Source organism: Silvibacterium dinghuense, assembly GCF_004123295.1.
Classification (GTDB): Bacteria; Acidobacteriota; Terriglobia; order Terriglobales; family Acidobacteriaceae; genus Silvibacterium; species Silvibacterium dinghuense.
In genome coordinates, this window is record NZ_SDMK01000004.1 from 410,212 (window position 1) to 428,543 (window position 18,332).

The following is an 18,332-nucleotide window of genomic DNA, read 5'->3' on the forward strand; positions in this document are numbered from 1 at the left end:
CTGCGACGAACTACTCCGACGCGGCCATTTCCTCGGCTTCGCCTTCCTGCCGCATGAGTTCGAGCTCGCGCTCGGCCTCTTCGAAGGCAGTCTGGACTTCGGCCTGGACGCGTACGGCCGCTTCTTCGAGCTCGGGGGAGAGCTGGATGTTGCGGTAGTACTCCATGCCGGTGCCGGCGGGGATGAGACGGCCGACGATGACGTTCTCCTTGAGACCGCGCAGGTTGTCGATGGCGCCGTTGATGGACGCCTCCGTCAGTACGCGCGTGGTCTCCTGGAACGACGCCGCGGAGATGAAGCTGTCGGTCGAGAGCGAGGCCTTGGTGATGCCCAGCAGCAGCGGACGACCGATGGCCGGACGGCCACCTTCCGCGATCGCACGCTCGTTCTCGTTGCGGAAGCGGAACTTGTCGACCTGCTGTTCGAGCAGGAAGTTGGTGTCGCCGACTTCCTCGATCTTCACCCAGCGCAGCATCTGACGAACGATCGTCTCGATGTGCTTGTCCGAGATGGCCACGCCCTGCAACCGGTAGACTTCCTGGATTTCGTTCACCAGGTAGCCCTGCAGTTCCTTCTCACCGAGGACGGCGAGAATGTCGTGCGGGTTGAGCGGACCATCCATCAGCGGATCGCCGGCACGCAGGCGCTCGCCTTCCTGGACGTTGACGTGGATACCGCGCGGCACGGAGTATTCCTTCTCCTCGCCGTTATCCGCGGTGACGTAGATCTTGCGCTGACCCTTGGTGACTTCACCGAACTTCACCACACCATCGATCTCGCTGATGATGGCGGTTTCGCGCGGCTTACGGGCTTCGAAGAGCTCGACGACGCGGGGCAGACCACCGGTGATGTCCTTGGTACGCGTGGTTTCACGCGGGATCTTGGCCAGGATATCGCCGGGGAAGACCTCGTCTCCGTCCTGGATCATGAGGTGAGCGCGCGAGGGCATCAGGTAACGCTTGTTGCCCTTGGCACCCTTGATGATGATCGCCGGCTGGCGCTTTTCATCGGGAGCCTCGGCGACCACCAGACGCGACAGGCCGGTGACTTCGTCGACTTCTTCGTTGAGCGTGATGCCTTCCTGCAGATCCTTGAACTGCACCGTGCCACCGATCTCGGTGAGGATGGCGAAGGTGTAGGGATCCCACTCGGCAAGCACCTGACCGAGCTCGACGGCAGCGCCGTCCTCGACCTTGAGCTTGGCGCCGTAGACGATCTGGTAGCGCTCCTTCTCACGGCCACGGTCGTCAATCACAGCGATCGAACCGGAACGGGTCATCGCGACCAGGTCACCCTGCTTGGAGCGGACGGTGACGAGGTTGATGAAGCGCACGGTGCCGTTGTTCTTGGCGTCGAGGCGCGACTGATCGGAGACGCGCGATGCCGTACCACCGATATGGAAGGTACGCATGGTGAGCTGCGTGCCGGGCTCGCCGATGGACTGCGCGGCGATGACGCCGACCGCTTCGCCGAGCTCGACCAGGCGGCCCGAACCGAGGTTACGGCCGTAGCACAGGATGCAGACGCCGCGCTTGGATTCGCAGGTGAGGACCGAGCGGATCTTGACGCGCTCGATACCCGCAGCCTGGATGGCCGAGGCGGAGTCTTCATTGATCTCCTGGTTCACGTCGACGATGACGTTGCCCTCGAAGTCCTTGAGACGCTCGAGCGTGACGCGGCCGATGATGCGGTCGCGCAGCGGCTCGATGATCTCGCCGGATTCGATGATCGGGGTCACGTAGATGCCTTCGACCGTGCCGCAATCGAGCTCGCTGACGATGACGTCCTGCGCCACGTCGACGAGACGACGGGTGAGGTAGCCCGAGTCAGCGGTCTTGAGCGCCGTATCGGCCAGACCCTTACGCGCGCCGTGGGTCGAGATGAAGTACTCGAGCACGGTGAGGCCTTCGCGGAAGTTCGCGGTGATCGGCGTTTCGATGATTTCACCGGAGGGCTTGGCCATCAGGCCGCGCATACCGGAGAGCTGACGAATCTGCTGCTTCGAACCACGGGCGCCGGAGTCGGCCATGATGTAGATCGGGTTCATGGCTCCTTCCTTGTCCGCGTTCTTCATGTTGTTGAACATTTCGTCGGCAACGCGCTCGGTCACGGTCGACCAGAGCTGAATGACCTTGTTGTTGCGCTCACCGTTGGTGATCGCACCATCGAGGTACTGCTGCTGCACGGCGAAACGCTGCTTCTCGGCGTCGCGGACGACCGGGTACTTGGTGTCCGGGATGACCATGTCGTCGAGGCCGACAGAGAGACCCGAGCGCGTCGCGAACTGGAAACCCAGCTCCTTGATGCGGTCGAGCATCTTCACCGTGATCTCGAGACCGAGATTCAGGTAGCAGTAGTTCACCAGCTGGCCAATGCCCTTCTTCTTGAGCAGGCCATTGACGTAGGGCATACCTTCCGGCAGCGCATCGTTGAGGATGGCGCGGCCGACCGTGGTCGAGATGTACTGCTTCTCGTACTGCACGGCTTCGGTGTGCGTGATGTCCTGATCGTCGTACGCAGTGGTCATGTCGAGGACAGGACCGGTGTAGCGCAGACGGATCGGGGTGAGGGTTTCGAGCTCCTTGGCATCGAGGGCCATGAGCACTTCCTCGATGTTCGCGAAGACGCGGCCTTCACCCTTGGTGCCCTTCTTGGCCTTGGTCAGGTAGTAGAGACCGAGCACCATGTCCTGGGTAGGCACGGTGATCGGCTGACCGGAGGCCGGCGACAGGATGTTGTGCGCCGCGAGCATGAGCACGCTGGCTTCCACCTGCGCTTCGGGCGAGAGCGGGATGTGCACGGCCATCTGGTCGCCGTCGAAGTCCGCGTTGAACGCGGTGCAGACCAGCGGATGGATCTTGATGGCCTTGCCTTCGACGAGCACGGGCTCAAAGGCCTGGATGCCGAGGCGGTGCAGGGTGGGGGCGCGGTTCAGCAGGACCGGGTGATCCTTGATGACCTCTTCGAGGATGTCCCAGACCACGGGCTCCTGCAGCTCCACCATTTCCTTGGCCTGCTTGATGGTGGTGCAGTGGCCGGTCTGCTCGAGGCGGTGATAGATGAAGGGCTTGAAGAGCTCGAGCGCCATCTTCTTGGGCAAACCGCACTGGTGCAGCTTGAGCTCGGGGCCGACCACGATGACCGAACGGCCGGAGTAGTCGACGCGCTTGCCGAGCAGGTTCTGACGGAAGCGGCCCTGCTTGCCCTTGAGCGTATCGGAGAGCGACTTGAGCGGACGGTTGTTGGCGCCACGCAGCACACGGCCACGGCGGCCGTTGTCGAACAGCGCGTCGACGGCCTCCTGCAGCATGCGCTTTTCATTGCGCACGATGACCTCAGGCGCATGGAGGTCCATGAGCTTCTTGAGGCGGTTGTTACGGTTGATGACGCGGCGATACAGGTCGTTCAGGTCCGAAGTGGCGAAGCGGCCGCCATCGAGCGGCACCAGCGGACGCAGCTCGGGGGGAATGACCGGGATCACGTCGAGGATCATCCACTGCGGCTTGTTGCCTGACTTGCGGAAGGCCTCGACGACCTTGAGGCGCTTGGCGTACTTGAGGCGCTTCTGCAGGGAGGTTTCCTGCTTCATGCGCTCGCGCAGCTCGATCGAGAGCTCGTCGACGGCGACGCGCTTGAGCAGCTCCTTGATGGCCTCGGCGCCCATCATGCCCTTGAAGCCGGTGGGGCGGTACTGGGCATCGAGCTCGCGGAAGCGGGTCTCGTCCTTGATGATTTCGCGCTCGCGCGTGGGCGAGTCGCCCGGATCGACGACAACGTAGGACTCGAAGTAGAGCACGCTCTCGAGGTCACGCAGCGAGATGTCGAGCAGGTGGCCGATACGCGACGGCAGGCCCTTGAAGAACCAGACGTGCGAGCAGGGCGAAGCCAGCTCGATGTGGCCGAGGCGCTCACGGCGAACCTTGGAGACAGTGACTTCGACGCCGCACTTGTCGCAGATGACGCCGCGGTGCTTCATGCGCTTGTATTTGCCGCAGAGGCACTCCCAGTCGGTGACGGGGCCAAAGATGCGGGCGCAGAAGAGACCGTCGCGCTCCGGCTTGAAGGTACGGTAGTTGATGGTTTCCGGCTTGGTGACTTCGCCGTGCGACCAGCTGCGGATCTTTTCCGGCGATGCAAGCTGAATGCGGATCGCGTCGAAGTCCGTGATCGGTCCTGACAGTTCAAATGGGCTGGAACGGTACAAGGTGTTCCTCCTTGGCCAGCTTCTAGCTTCTAGCTACTAGCTTCTAGCCTGTTTCTCTTGGTTCTTTGCATCGGGGCTTACTTACGCGGTAAGCCCCGTTCATCCTGGCTGGCGGGCTTTTAGCTAAAAGCTAGGAGCTAGGAGCTAAAAGCTGCCTTTCTTAGTCGGCGGCCGCGAGAGTCGGCAGGGGAAGCTTCTTGGCTTCGCCGGTGCCGGTCATCTTGATCAGCTCCACGTCCAGGCAGAGCGACTGCAGCTCGCGGATGAGCACGTTGAACGACTCGGGCACGCCCGGCTCGATCGCCGCCTCGCCCTTGACGATGGCCTCGTAGATCTTGGTACGGCCATAGACGTCGTCGGACTTGGCAGTGAGCAGCTCCTGGAGGATGTAGGCGGCGCCGTATGCTTCGAGCGCCCACACTTCCATTTCTCCGAAGCGCTGGCCACCGAACTGCGCCTTGCCGCCCAGCGGCTGCTGGGTGATGAGCGAGTACGGCCCGATGGAGCGCGCGTGGATCTTGTCGTCGACCAGGTGCGACAGCTTGAGCATGTAGATGTAGCCGACCGTTACCGGCTGCTCGAACTGGTCACCCGTCATGCCGTCGAAGAGATGCGTCTTGCCGGAGGTGGGCAGACCCGCAGCCGTGAGCAGCGCCTTGATCTCGGTTTCCTGCGCGCCGTCGAAGACCGCGGTGCCGAACCAGATGCCGCGCTGCATGCCGAGGCCCACGCGACGCACCTGCTCGTCGTCGAGCTCGAGCAGCTGGCGCAGAGCAGCGGTGCCGGCGAAGCGCTCCTTGAAGACCTCGCGGATGGCATTGGCGTCCTGATGCTGCTTCACGATCTCGGCCACCTGCGCGCCGAGCTCATGAGCCGCCCATCCGAGGTGGGTCTCGAGGATCTGACCGACGTTCATACGCGAAGGCACGCCGAGCGGATTCAGAACGATCTCGACCGGGGTACCGTCGGGCAGATACGGCATATCTTCCTCGGGGAGGATACGCGCGATCACACCCTTGTTCCCGTGGCGGCCGGCCATCTTGTCGCCCACCGAGAGCTTGCGCTTCATGGCGATGTAGACCTTCACCAGCTTGATGACGCCGGGGGAGAGCTCGTCGCCCTTCTGCAGCTTGCTGATCTTCTCGTTGGTGATCTTGCGGAGAACGTCGATCTGGCGCGAGGTCATTTCTTCGATCTCGTCGATCTGCTCGTTCACGCGCGGATCCTTGTCGTTGTAACGGATGCGCTTGAGGTTCTTGGTCGAGAGCCGCTCGATGGTGTCGCGGTCGAGCACGGCGTCCTTCACGAGGAGGCGCTTGTTGGTGCGCTCATCGTGCAGGTCAGCCAGAACGACCTTGCCGCCGAGGATGGCTTCGAGACGCTTGAGGCGCTCGTCGGTGAGAATGCGGATTTCGTCGGCCAGGTTCTTCTCGAGGTCTGCAACCTGCTCGGCTTCGATCTGCTTGGCGCGCTCGTCCTTCTCCTGGCCCTTGCGGGAGAAGATGCGGACGTCGACGATGGTGCCTTCGATGCCCGGGGGGCACGTGAGCGAAGCATCGCGCACGTCGCCGGCCTTTTCGCCGAAGATGGCGCGGAGCAGCTTCTCTTCCGGCGTCAGCTGGGTCTCGCCCTTGGGCGTCACCTTGCCCACGAGGATGTCGTTGTGCTTGATCTTGGCACCGATGCGGATGATGCCGCTCTCGTCGAGATCGCGCAGCGCATGCTCGCTGACATTGGGGATGTCGCGGGTGATTTCTTCCGGGCCCAGCTTGGTGTCGCGGGCTTCGATCTCGTACTCCTCGATGTGGACGGAGGTGTAGTAATCCTCGCGCACCAGCTTCTCGGAGATCAGGATCGCGTCCTCGAAGTTGTAACCGCGCCAGGGCATGAAGGCCACCAGCACGTTGCGGCCGAGGCCGAGCTCGCCCTGCTCGGTGCAGGGACCGTCGGCGATGACCTGCCCCTTCACCACCCGGTCGCCGTGACGCACGATCGGCTTCTGGTTGATGCAGGTGTTCTGGTTGGAGCGCTTGAACTTGATCAGCGTATAGATGTCCGAACCGACCTCACGCGACATCTGCGTGGGGTGATGCTCGCCCTCGACGCGGATGATGATGCGCTCGGAGTCGACCGAATCGACCACGCCGTTACGGCGGGCAAGGATGACGGCGCCCGAGTCGCGGGCGGTGACGCCTTCCATACCGGTACCGACCAGCGGAGCCTCGGAGACGAGCAGCGGCACCGACTGGCGCTGCATGTTCGCACCCATCAGCGCGCGGTTCGCGTCGTCGTGCTCGAGGAAGGGCACGAGCGAAGCGGCGACGGAGACCAGCTGCTTGGGGCTGACGTCGACATAATCGACTTCGCTGCGATCGACGAGGACAAAGTTGCCCTGACGACGAGCGTTGACCAGCTCTTCGGTGATGTTGCCCTCATCGTCCAGGGCGATGTTCGCCTGGGCGATGGTGTGACGGTCTTCTTCCCACGCCGAGAGGTAGAAGGAGAAGGGATCGTACTCGATGTGACGCTTCTTCTCCGCCTTCAGCTTCTGGTTCAGCTTGAGGGCTTCGGACTTCTCGATGTGGTCACCCACGCGCAGACCGCTCTCGCCGGCGTTGGTGATCTGGACGAAGTCCAGCACGCGGCCGCTGGCGACGCGGCGGTAGGGCGACTCGATGAAGCCGTACTCGTTGATGCGCGCGAAGCACGACAGCGAGCTGATCAGACCGATGTTCGGGCCTTCCGGCGTCTCGATCGGGCAGATACGGCCGTAGTGCGTCGGGTGCACGTCGCGGACTTCGAAACCGGCGCGCTCACGCGACAGACCGCCAGGCCCAAGGGCGGAGAGACGCCGCTTGTGCGTGATCTCCGACAGCGGGTTGGTCTGGTCCATGAACTGCGAGAGCTGCGAGGAGCCGAAGAACTCGCGGATGGCGGCCATGACCGGCTTGGCGTTGATGAGGTCGTGCGGCATGGCCGTCGACATCTCCTGGTAGACGCTCATCTTTTCCTTGATGGCGCGCTCCATGCGGACCAGACCGATGCGGAACTGGTTCTCCATGAGCTCACCGACCGCGCGGACGCGACGGTTGCCAAGGTGATCGATGTCATCCACCACGCCGATGTTCTTGCGCAGCTTGAGCAGGTACTTGATGGTCGAGTAGAAGTCCTCGGGCGTCAGGGTGCGACGGTCAAGAGGCGTGTGCTCGCCATTCTCGTAGAGCTTGATGTTGAACTTGAGACGGCCCACGCGCGAGAAGTCGTACTTGCGCGGATCGAAGAACATGCCTTCGAACAGGGCAGTCGCGGTGTCGAGGGTCGGCGGGTCGCCCGGACGCAGCTTGCGGTAGATCTCGATGAGCGCCTCTTCCGGCTTGCGCACCGAGTCACGGCGGAGCGTGTTGGTGATGATGTTGCCCACGTCATCGCGCTCGGGGAAGAAGATCTCGATCTGCGAAACGCCGCTCTCGATGATCTTGTGCAGCTTGTCGGCGGTGAGCTCCTGGTTGGCCTCGAGGAAGACCTCGCCGGTGGTGGTGTCGATGACGTCGGCCGCGGTGACGGCGCCGTCGAGCTCAGGCGTGTCGACTTCGACTTCGGCGATCTGATTGTTGCGCAGCGCGCGCAGCACCGAGGGGCTGACCTTGCGGCCGGCATGGGCGATCTCTTCGCCCTTGTGTACGATGGCGTGCGCCGGCTTCACACCGAGCAGGTGCGTGGCCTTCTCGGCATCCTGTTCGACGGCCCAGAAGAGCTTGCCGTCCTTCACGTTGACCTTGTCGACCGTGTAGAAGGTCTTGAGGATCTCGTCGTCGGCCTTGAGGCCGAGGGCGCGCAGGAAGATGGTGCCCAGGAACTTACGCTTGCGGTCGATGCGAACGTAAAGCGTGTTCTTCTGGTCGTACTCGAACTCCACCCACGAACCGCGGTAGGGGATGATCTTGCCCAGGAAGTAGGTGCGGTTGTTCGCGGTCTCGAAGAAGACGCCGGGCGAACGGTGGAGCTGCGAAACGATGACGCGCTCGGTGCCGTTGACGATGAAGGTGCCGTTCTGCGTCATCAGCGGGATGTCGCCGAAGAAGACTTCCTGCTCCTTGATGTCGCGGATGGTCTTGGCGCCGGTTTCGGCATCCTTGTCGTAGATGGTGAGGCGGACCGTCACCTTCAGCGGCGCGGAGTAGGTCATGCCGCGCTCTTCGCACTCCGCCTGGTCGTACTTCAGCTGCAGACCGACAGGGTCACCGCACTTGTTGCAGAAGTCGGGCGTGTTCTTGTTGTAGGTGCCGCACTTCGAGCAGAGCACGTCGCCGGGATGGAACGGGTCGGTGATGACCATGTTGCCGCAATGGACGCAGGCCGTACGCAGGTGATGGAGTCCCTTGAGGTGTCCGCACTTGCACTCCCAGTTGCCGATGGAGTAGTCGACGAAATCAAGCTGCGAGATGTTGCGGAAGTCGGTGATCGGAAACACGGAGGTGAAGACGGACTGCAATCCGTTGTCTTCGCGCTCCGAGGGCAGCTTGTCCATCTGCAGGAAGCGCTCATAGGAGCGGCGCTGCACTTCAATCAGGTTAGGAATCTGGATCGCTGTAGGAATCTTGGAAAAGTCGAGACGGCTGCGTAGGGCGCGATTCTCGTTGGACATGCTTCACTCCTCAAGACTCGTCGACACGAGGTTCCGATGTTCCGGAAAGGCCGGCACCGCTCGAGTCATGCGGTGAGACCTGTATTGCCACTGCACGCGAAATCTGCCTTCTCCGCCCCGTCCGGAGGAGACGCCGCGTTTCTTTCTTATCCGGCGTGCCCTGCGGGGAGCGGGCAAAGCCGGTGTGCTTGCACGGGAGGTACGGTGGGCGTAACCTTCCGTTTTGCTGCGGACAACCTGCGGGCACGAAGAATCGTCCCACGGAGGTAGTCAGAAACTGCTAAGGCTGAACGGGAAGAGAAGTCAGAAGGCGCGAGGCACTGGCGGAAGAACAGGATTCTGCCGACAAAACGGAAATAGGCTCGTAGGGACAGCACGTCCCACGAGCGTAACAACCGACTTGTTCACTCAAACCTGACAGAATTATCGTTTCCCGCTTTGTTGCCGATACTGCGTGCTCGCCGCCTGACTTCCGATTCCGATTCCATTCCACAGGGTCGCCGAGTATCCTATGGATGGCCGATGGACGATTCCATCGGAATAAATTGAGCGCCGTTCTCCCGCGCGCACGGTCAACCGGACTCCCTATGCTGCCAAGTCCGTAGTTTTACCCGCCGGATTGCTGAAGAAGAGCGAAAACCGCGTTCCCCCGCCGCCGCAAGCCCCCAACATACAAAGACAGCCAAGCGGAACGCACCTTGTCTAGCATAGCGCGTTCCGCTTTGGCATGCAACTTGCTCGAGAACAGCCGTCAGAGCTCAGGGCTCAGTTTCCAGTCAGGCAAAAGCCCGAAGGACTGAGCCCTGCGCCCCGATCACTTACTTGATCTCGATGGTGGCGACGCCGTCGAACTTCTTCTTGATGGCTTCGGCGTCTTCCTTGCTGACGTTCTCCTTCAGAGGCTTCGGAGCACCGTCGACCAGGTCCTTGGCTTCCTTCAGACCCAGGGCGGTGACTTCGCGAACGGCCTTGATGGTGTTGATCTTGTTCGCGCCGGCATCCTTCAGGATGACGGTGAACTCGGTCTGCTCGGCGGCAGCCGGAGCAGCCGCGGCAGCGCCGCCGCCAGCCACGACAACCGGGGCAGCAGCCGCGGCCGAGACGCCGAGGCGCTCTTCAAGCTTCTTGACCAGAGCGGCTGCGTCGAGCAGGCTCAGGCTGACAATCTGATCTTCCAACTGCTGTAAATCGGCCATGATAGTTTCTCCACTTTTGAATCGAATTTTGTACTGCGCCGGAGGGTCTTGCCCGCCGGTTGCCGCTCGCCCCGCCCCGAGGTTTCCGATGTGCCCAGACCGACACACCTCGAAGAAGCACTGCGGCGAATCTTGTAAAGCAGCTCTTAGCTTTTAGCCTCTAGCTGCTAGCTAGTTCTCTGGCACCGCAGTGAGCGGCGGCCGTATCGGAGCTAAAAGCTAGGAGCTAGCAGCTAAAAGCTGAACTTCTAGCTTGCGAACTTTTCCTTCTCGACGCCCTGTCCGAGGACGACGGCCAGATCGCGGCCGGTCGCGTTGATGACCGTGGCCAGGCGCTGGGCCGGAGCGTTGATGAGGTAGAGCAGCTTGGCGAAGATCTCTTCCTTGCCCGGCATGGTGGCCAGGGACTTGACCTCGTCCACGTTGATGACCTTGCCGTCAACGATGCCGAGCTTGAAGGTGAACTGCGCGTTGTCTTCGACGAACTTGGCGAGCGCCTTGGCCAGCGCGACCGGGTCGCCGCTGGTGTAGGCCACGGACGAAACGCCCTTCAGACCCTGGAGCGCGTCTTCGATCTGGCTGCCCTTCGAGGCGCGAGCCGCAAGCTTGTTCTTGAGTACGCGATAACGGCCGCCGGCCTCGCGAACGGTCTTGCGCAGCTCGAAATCCTGCGCCACGGTGAGCTTGGCGAAGGTGCCAACGATGGCGCTGGTGGAGCTCTCAAGCTCCGCCGTCAGCGCTGCGACCTTCTCCGCCTTCTTTGCCTTAGTCAATGCCATAATAGCCTCTAGCTCTTAGCTTCTAGCCTTTAGCTAAGTATTTGAAAATCAATATCATGCGCCTCATGATGGCTTGCTAGCGGCTAGGAGCTAGAAGCTAGAGGCTGTCTTTATGCCTTGGCGGCGGTATCGGCTACGGCGCCGTCGAGCTGGATGCCGGGGCCCATCGTCGAGCTGAGCGTGATGCCCTTGATGTACTTGCCCTTGGCAGCCGAAGGCTTGGCGCGCACGACGCTGGTGATGACGGTCATGGCGTTGTCGATCAGCTTCTCCACGGGGAACGAAAGCTTGCCCACCGGAACGTGCACGAGAGCAGTCTTGTCCGTACGGAACTCGATCTTACCGGCCTTGATTTCCTTGACGGCGGCAGCCACATCGGCGGTCACCGTACCGGTCTTCGGGTTCGGCATCAGGCCGCGGGGGCCGAGCACCTTACCGAGACGGCCGACCGAACGCATCATGTCCGGGGTCGCGATCAGGGCGTCGAAATCGGTCCAGCTTTCCTTCTGGATCTTCTCGACCAGATCTTCGCCGCCGACGAACTCCGCACCGGCTGCTTCGGCTTCCTTCAGGCGGTCGCCGGAGGTGATCACGGCCACGCGCTTGGTCTTACCGAGGCCGTGGGGCAGAACCACCGTGCCGCGGACCATCTGGTCGGCGTGGCGGGGGTCGACACCCAGGCGAAGGGTGAGATCGACGGTCTCATCGAACTTGGCAAACTTGACCTGCTGCAGGAGCGGCACTGCGTCCTGAAGCGTATAAGGGCGGGGCTCAACGGCCGCGCGCGCCTTGGCGACGTTCTTGCTTACTTTTCTCGACATACTTCCTCTGTCTCCCACCGCGCGGACGCTGCTGCATGCCGGCCGTGGTGTATAAGCACCCGCAGAGATACGGGCACGTCTTTTGATTATCCACAGATTTCTTTCGCCATGCAAGCCATTCCCGGGGAGAAATCTGCATATTTCCCCACGGATGGAGGCAATCCGACCCAGGCCGTATCCACATAGAGCCACGAGAAAGGGTCGTCATTTCGGCCGGAGCAGGACCGTTTCATCGGCCTGCGCAGCGGAGAAACCTGCAGTTCTTCTGCGAGCGCGGCAGCCAGCAGCGCCAGCAGTTCATAGGCCGCAGTGCCGTCGGGAGCCCACGCGCGCCAGATGCGATGGCACAGCCAGAGCACGGCAAGCCCGAGCAGCAGGTTCATCGCCAGCAGCAGCCACATGTGCATGCCGAAGACGGCGAAGACCAGCGCCAGCAGGTACGGCCACAGAATGGACGAAGAGGCGGTAGCGAACGGCCCCGGCGAAGGCGCATAGAGATGGCGCAGCAGAAGGTTCTTCGCAATGGCGGCGTGGATGTAGGCGTCGTCGAGGATGAAGAGCTGATCGCCGTGCGTAGCCCGCAGGATCAGGGCAAGATTCGCTGCGGCAGCGGCCAGAAAGAGGATTGCCGCAAGAAGGACAGGCCAGTTGGGGAGCCAGAAACGCAGACGCGCTGGGGGCAACAGGAACTTCTCCTTCAGGCCGAGGGTTGCGAAGCACGGACGGCACTTCTGGTGCGGCGAGGCTATCGCCCGGATTTCATTGTAGAGGGCTGGGATGTATCCACACCTCACTCTTGCGAAACACGCGCCTGCGCGAGGCGTCCTGGCACTATCGATCCGTGCATTGGCTTGTTGGCATCAGTTGAGTAAAGGCGATGCCTGAGTTGTCCTGTCAATTTGCAGGCATCGCAGGAATTGCAGGTAGAAGTACGTTTGGACTTGATCTTATGTAAAGATGTCTATATATAGTTGTCTATATATGAGAAGGCCCGACGCTCTCCAAGGCTCGCTCGATCTGCTTGTGCTGAAGATATTGTCCCGACGCCCCAAGATTCACGGTTACGGAATCATGGCGGCTGTTCGGGAGGCTTCGGATGATCTGCTCAGTATTGAGGAAGGCTCTCTGTATCCAGCCCTGTACCGAATGGAAGAGGCTGGCTGGGTCTGTGCCGAGTGGATAAAGAAAGACTCAGGACGCCGGGCACGCATCTACCAACTTACGCCGGCGGGCAAGAAGCAACTGGAGGCTGAAGAGTCGCGATGGCAGACGACAACCTCCGTGATCAATCAGGTTTTGAGGACGGTTTGATATGTCATTCCTCTCGCGCTTGGTCAATGTCTTTCGCGGTGAGCGTCTCAACCGCGAGATTGCGGAAGAACTTGAGTCGCACCTCCACGAAGCAGTCGAAGCTGGACGCGATCCGCAAGAGGCCCGTCGCGCGCTCGGCAACGCCTTCCAGCAACGGCAGCACCAGGAGACAGGCCACGATGCCCGCGTCCTGGTATGGCTGGACCTGTTGCGCGCCGACATCCTCTTCGCTTGGCGCCATCTGCTGAAGCACAAGGTCGTCACCTCGGCCGCCATCCTTTCATTGGCTCTCGCCATGGGTGCCTGCGGAGCTGCATTTCGCCTGGTCAACGCACTCTTTATCCGGCCTCTGCCGATCACCAATCCATCGCAACTATTCGTTGCACGCTTTGACGGCGTCACCTTTCAGGGAGAGCCGGCGCATTGGGACAGCACATCGTATGTGCACATGATCAACATGCGTGCCGCGGTGAAAGGGCAAGCTGAGGTGATGGGGGTCGAGTACGCTCAGCGCTATGACCTAACCTATGGCTCAGACCAGGCGATGGAAAGAGCGACGCTACAACACATCTCCGGCTGGCTTTTTCCGTCGTTCGGCGTAAAGCCCGCGCTAGGCCGCCTCTTCACGGAAGATGACGACAGATACAAGAGCTCAAAACCCTACGCAGTCATCTCCTACCAGTACTGGAAAAACCGCTTCGGGCGGGATCCCAATGTGCTAGGCCGCTCGTTCCGGATCAACAACGATTTGTTCCAGATCATCGGTGTTTGCGAAGAGAAATTCACGGGAACAGAGCCCGGGATGATTCCCGACGTTTACCTGCCCGTGACAGCGCAAGGCAATCTGGATGATGTCGGCAACGGCTGGCTGCGAATACTCGTCCAGCTCAAACCCGGTGCAAACATCGATGCAGTCCGTGACAGGATGTATGCCGTTTACCGCACGGTAGAACAGGAGCGCGCCAAACACTGGACCAATCTTCCCAAGGAGTTTTTGGCCGGATATCCAAGAGAGAAGATCGTAATGCAGTCTGCTGGCTCGGGTGTATCCGAGCTTCAGAGCGAATACCGCACCGCGCTCATCGCTTTATCCGCGTTGATAGTGCTGGTATTACTCATTGCCTGTGCGAACGTAGGCAATCTGATGAGCGCACAGGCCGTATCGCGCGCAAAAGAGTTCGCACTCCGCATCTCGCTTGGAGCTGGGAGATGGCGGCTGGCGAGAATGGTGGCCGTCGAGAGCGCAATGCTTGCTATCGCCTCCGCTGTGCTGGGCACAGCCTTCGCGGCGTGGGCAGCGCCATTTGTGATACGCGAGATCGGTACCCGGGACCAACCCGTACAGCTGATCATGACAGCCGACTGGCGAACTATCGGATTCGGCTTGGTGCTCACGCTCTTTGTAACGCTGATCTTCGGCTTGCCGTCAGCATTGTCAGTCTCTTCCTTAAAACCGTTGAGCGCTTTGAAAGGAAGCGAAAATGTACACACAGGGCGCTTGCGGATGCATCTCTCCATAGCCGCGCAGACCGCGCTCTGTTTTGTTGTGCTTTTCCTGGCAGGGTTGTTTACCTCGACGCTCGAGCGGCTGACCGGCAAGTCCTTGGGATATGCCCCGGATCGTCTTCTGCTACTTACAGGCACCACACAACACCCACAGCCTCCTTCGGTTTGGAATCAGATAGTCGAACGGCTGCAGTCGGAGCCCGATGTAGAGTCAGCATCGTTGTCATCGTGGCCTCTTCTCAGCGGGCGCACCGAGAACGACCTGGTCTCAACCAATGGCAACCCTCTCGATAAGGTTCCAGCTCGATTTGTCTGGGTTGGTCCCGGCTGGCTAAACACAATGAAAGTCACTCTGCAAGGCGGAAGAGACTTCCGTATCCAGGATGCATCGCCGAAGGTTGCGATCGTGAGCCGGCAGTTTGCCAAACAATATTTCAACGGAGCCAATCCCGTGGGAAAGTTTTTCGAGCTCGCAGCCGTCGTCAACCAGAAGAGAGACAGGATCGAAATTATCGGACTGACCGACGATGTCACTTATAAAGATGCCCATGACTCGATGCTGCCCGTCGTCTTCATGCCCATGCGCCGCGTGGATGAAAAGAACCAGATTCAGCCCGCTGGAGAAGGGATCTTCTCTGTGCGTATGAAAAGCGCAAACCCGCTGGCGCAGGCTTCAGCTTTGCAGCGCGTGATCCAAAGCGAAGAGCCTTCCATTCGTATTAGCAACATCACAACCCAGGAAGATCTGGTGCGCGACCAGCTCATTCGCGAGCGTATGCTGACGGCTCTGGGAGGGTTCTTTGCGATCGTTGCGCTCTTGCTGGCCATGATCGGACTTTATGGGGTGCTCAACTATTCCGTGCAGCAGCGCGAACGGGAGATTGGCATCCGCATTGCACTTGGAGCGACCGCGGTGAACATTACCCGCATTGTCACCGCACAAATATTCGCAATCGCCGCCGCAGGAACTCTTATCGGGCTTGGGCTCGGCGAGGCATCGGGAAAGTATGTGCAGACACTTCTGTATGGCGTGCGGGCCGGTGCGCCTTCCATGCTGTTGCTGCCGGCGATTGCGCTTCTTTTGGCTACTGCACTTGCTGCCCTGCCCGTAGTTCTGCGTGCGATTCGAATCGATCCGGTCACCATGTTGCGAGCTGATTGAACCCACCAGAACTGCCAGCTCGCCAACCAAAGTTAAGTTCTTCCGGATTAGTGATAAATCGCCTAAGCACTCCTCGAGAACCAAACTCATCACGCACAGCAAAAGCATCGGGGCGCGGAAGAATCCGCGCCCCGATGGGGATTTCACTCCAGACTGGAACTAGGCGACGACGTCGATGCCCATCGAGCGGGCCGTGCCCTTGATGCTCTTGATCGCGGTCTCGATCGAGGCGGCGTTCAGATCGGGCATCTTCTGGGTGGCGATTTCCTTCACCTGGGCCTCGGTCACGGTGCCGACCTTGGTCTTGTTCGGCGTGCCCGAACCCTTCGCCAGGCCAGCAGCCTTCTTCAGCAGGACGGCCGCGGGCGGCGTCTTGGTGACAAAGGTGAAGCTGCGGTCGACGTAGACGGTGATGACGACGGGGATGATGAGTCCGGCCATCTCCTTGTTCTGCGTGCGGGCGTTGAACTGCTTGCAGAACTCCATGATGTTGACCTGGGCCTGGCCGAGCGCGGGGCCGACCGGGGGTGCCGGGGTCGCCTTGCCGGCTTCGATCTGGAGCTTAACGTAGGTCGTAACCTTCTTGGTAGGTGCTGCCATGGTGTTTTCCTCTTAAGGGCAGCTTCTAGCTTCTAGCTATCAGCTGCTCGCTAAATTCTTTCGGAGATACCGGTTTCCGCTCGGCGCCTCCAAGCGGCTCGAAGCCGCTTTGTCGGGACGGTAGAAGCCTCGCCCCGGTACTGCATTACTGCAGCTAGTAGCTTTTCGCTACTAGCTTTTCGCTGATCCCGCGGAGCGGTAGAAGTGCACTCCGGTACTTCTTTTCCGCCTCTTCCATAGGGAATCTGGCGGCAAAACCTTATCGCAGTTGTCTTTGGCTAGTAGCGAGAAGCTAAGAGCCCGCAGCTGCTTTAGACGACCTTCTCGACCTTGCCGAACTCGAGCTCGACCGGGGTGGAGCGTCCGAAGATCGTGACCATGACCTTGAGGGTCTCGCGGTCTTCGTTGATCTCGTCGACGATGCCGTTGAAGTTCGCGAACGGGCCTTCGGTGATGCGCACCGACTCGTTCTTCTCGAACTTGATCTTGAGGCGCGGCTTATCCTTCGAGGTCTCATTGCGGAAGAGGATGGAGCTGACTTCCTGCTCGCTGAGAGCCACCGGCTTGTCGCCGGTGCCGAGGAAACCGGTCACGCGCGGGGTGTTCTTGATGACGTGCCAGAGATCGTTGTCGAGATCCATCTCGACCAGCACATAGCCGGGCAGGAAGACGCGCTCGACCGTGCGCTTCTTGCCGTTGATGATCTCGGTCACCGGCTCGGTGGGGATCATCACGCGGCCGATCTTGTTCTGCAGGCCGAAGGCCTGCACGCGGCTCTCGAGCGACTCGCGCACCTTGCGCTCGAAACCCGAGTAGGCGTGAATGATGTACCACTTGAAGCTCTCGTGTGCGGGCGGCTCGAGCTGCTCGGCAGCCTGGCCTTCCGGCGCAGCTTCCACGGCTGCTTCCGCAGACACGGCTTCGGCCGACGGATCGAATGTCGGTTCGGCGGAGCTATCGTGTTGGAGTTCGTCTGCCATGAAATTCCTCGATTCGGCGCTTATTGCGTGCTGCCCAGGGAGTGCAGGAGCGCTTTCAGGGCATGGTCGAGGACCGAGTCCACGACGTAAAAGAAGCCGGCGAAGGCAAAGACGGTCACGATGACGACAGTGGTCGTGGCCCGCACCTCGGCAGCCGAGGGGGTAACGACCTTGCGCATTTCATTGCGAACATCTTCCAGGAAGTTGCGGGTGCGGGTCAGAAAACCACCAACCTGCTGGATGCCCTGCGAAGCCCCGTTGCTTTCCTTCTGTTCGGGTGCGGTGATTGCCTTAGCCATATGAACCTTTTGGCGGCCCGGCGATGCCGATCAGCGGAAGACCACTGGGACGACGCCTGACGCTACGCTTCCTTCTATCTCTTGCTGTCTCTTACAAAATATCTGGCAGGGGCGCTCGGATTCGAACCGAGAAGTTCGGTTTTGGAGACCGACAGTTTAACCGTTGAGCTTACGCCCCTGTGTACGGCACATCTTCCAGCCTGCGGCCCTGAGGCCTTTGCAAAGAGGAGGCGGGACCAACTGCCGTCCTACTTATTCTCGCACGACATTTGCCGTACGGTTTCGCATGACTTTTCGCCTGGCTGGGCGAGGTGCGGGTTACTTCGTTTCTTTGTGGTCAGTATGCTTGCGGCAGCGGTTGCAGAACTTCGAGAACTCCAGACGGCCGGTGGTCGTCTTCTTGTTCTTCGTCGTCGTGTAGTTCCGCTCCTTGCACACGGGGCACTGGAGAGTGACGATTTCGCGCATCTTTTTATCCTAACCGATCCCCGGGCGATTTACCCCGGCAATCTATGGAGGAAGCCCGGTTTTCGCGCTTCCCACTTCTGAAATCTACGGCCTTTACTGCTGCGGATCAGCCGGAAGGGCTTTAACCCCCTTTCCGGCCGACTCGCTGACTTGCTCACGCCCGAAGGCGTGCTGACTTGCTTGCTTACGCGAGGATCTCGCTGATGGTGCCGGCGCCGACGGTGCGGCCGCCTTCGCGGATGGCGAAGCGCAGGCCCTTTTCCATGGCCACCGGAGTGTGCAGCTCAATCTCCAGCTGGATGTTGTCGCCCGGCATCACCATCTCCGTGCCCTCAGGCAGCTTCGCCGTGCCGGTCACGTC

13 protein-coding genes and 1 tRNA gene are annotated in these 18,332 nt (G+C 60.7%); 2 read left to right on the forward strand and 12 right to left on the reverse strand.

Going from position 1 to position 18,332, the window contains the following annotated elements:
* Positions 1-10: 10 nt before the first annotated feature.
* From rpoC to ESZ00_RS17805, 6 genes are all read right to left on the reverse strand, one after another.
* Entirely contained in the window at positions 11-4,204 is a 4,194-nt protein-coding gene (rpoC, locus tag ESZ00_RS17780) for a DNA-directed RNA polymerase subunit beta' (protein ID WP_129209736.1), read from the reverse strand.
* A 160-nt stretch (positions 4,205-4,364) separates the two neighbouring features.
* On the reverse strand, positions 4,365-8,849 hold the full coding sequence (gene rpoB / locus ESZ00_RS17785) for a DNA-directed RNA polymerase subunit beta (protein WP_129209737.1): 4,485 nt from the start codon (positions 8,847-8,849) through the stop codon (positions 4,365-4,367).
* Between the two features lie 818 nt (positions 8,850-9,667).
* Entirely contained in the window at positions 9,668-10,045 is a 378-nt protein-coding gene (gene rplL, locus ESZ00_RS17790) for a 50S ribosomal protein L7/L12 (protein ID WP_129209738.1), read from the reverse strand.
* A 248-nt stretch (positions 10,046-10,293) separates the two neighbouring features.
* On the reverse strand, positions 10,294-10,824 hold the full coding sequence (rplJ, locus tag ESZ00_RS17795) for a 50S ribosomal protein L10 (RefSeq protein WP_129209739.1): 531 nt from the start codon (positions 10,822-10,824) through the stop codon (positions 10,294-10,296).
* A 110-nt stretch (positions 10,825-10,934) separates the two neighbouring features.
* Positions 10,935-11,645, reverse strand: a complete 711-nt coding sequence (rplA, locus tag ESZ00_RS17800) for a 50S ribosomal protein L1 (protein ID WP_129209740.1) — start codon at positions 11,643-11,645, stop codon at positions 10,935-10,937.
* An 86-nt stretch (positions 11,646-11,731) separates the two neighbouring features.
* A complete protein-coding gene (locus ESZ00_RS17805; RefSeq protein WP_129209741.1) occupies positions 11,732-12,328 on the reverse strand; it encodes a hypothetical protein in 597 nt (198 codons plus the stop codon).
* 298 nt (positions 12,329-12,626) lie between these two features.
* Here ESZ00_RS17805 and ESZ00_RS17810 point away from each other — a divergent pair, with 298 nt between their 5' ends.
* Positions 12,627-12,956: a PadR family transcriptional regulator gene (locus ESZ00_RS17810; protein ID WP_129209742.1), complete on the forward strand. Its 330-nt coding sequence runs from the start codon at positions 12,627-12,629 to the stop codon at positions 12,954-12,956.
* Between the two features lies 1 nt (position 12,957).
* The gene (locus tag ESZ00_RS17815; RefSeq protein WP_129209743.1) at positions 12,958-15,624 is read left to right on the forward strand and encodes an ADOP family duplicated permease; all 2,667 of its coding nucleotides are present in this window, start codon (positions 12,958-12,960) and stop codon (positions 15,622-15,624) included.
* Positions 15,625-15,783: 159 nt separating this feature from the next.
* Here ESZ00_RS17815 and rplK read toward each other — a convergent pair whose 3' ends face one another.
* From rplK to ESZ00_RS17845, 6 genes are all read right to left on the reverse strand, one after another.
* Positions 15,784-16,224, reverse strand: coding sequence for a 50S ribosomal protein L11 (rplK, locus tag ESZ00_RS17820; RefSeq protein WP_129209744.1), 441 nt, complete (start codon positions 16,222-16,224; stop codon positions 15,784-15,786).
* A gap of 311 nt (positions 16,225-16,535) precedes the next feature.
* The gene (gene nusG, locus ESZ00_RS17825; protein WP_229741149.1) at positions 16,536-17,204 is read right to left on the reverse strand and encodes a transcription termination/antitermination protein NusG; all 669 of its coding nucleotides are present in this window, start codon (positions 17,202-17,204) and stop codon (positions 16,536-16,538) included.
* 20 nt (positions 17,205-17,224) lie between these two features.
* Entirely contained in the window at positions 17,225-17,503 is a 279-nt protein-coding gene (gene secE, locus ESZ00_RS17830; protein WP_129209745.1) for a preprotein translocase subunit SecE, read from the reverse strand.
* A gap of 103 nt (positions 17,504-17,606) precedes the next feature.
* Positions 17,607-17,682 (reverse strand) — tRNA-Trp (locus ESZ00_RS17835).
* A gap of 139 nt (positions 17,683-17,821) precedes the next feature.
* Entirely contained in the window at positions 17,822-17,971 is a 150-nt protein-coding gene (rpmG, locus tag ESZ00_RS17840; protein ID WP_129209746.1) for a 50S ribosomal protein L33, read from the reverse strand.
* 184 nt (positions 17,972-18,155) lie between these two features.
* Positions 18,156-18,332: EF-Tu C-terminal domain-related protein (locus ESZ00_RS17845; RefSeq protein ID WP_476749594.1), on the reverse strand; the 177-nt coding region annotated here is incomplete at its 5' end.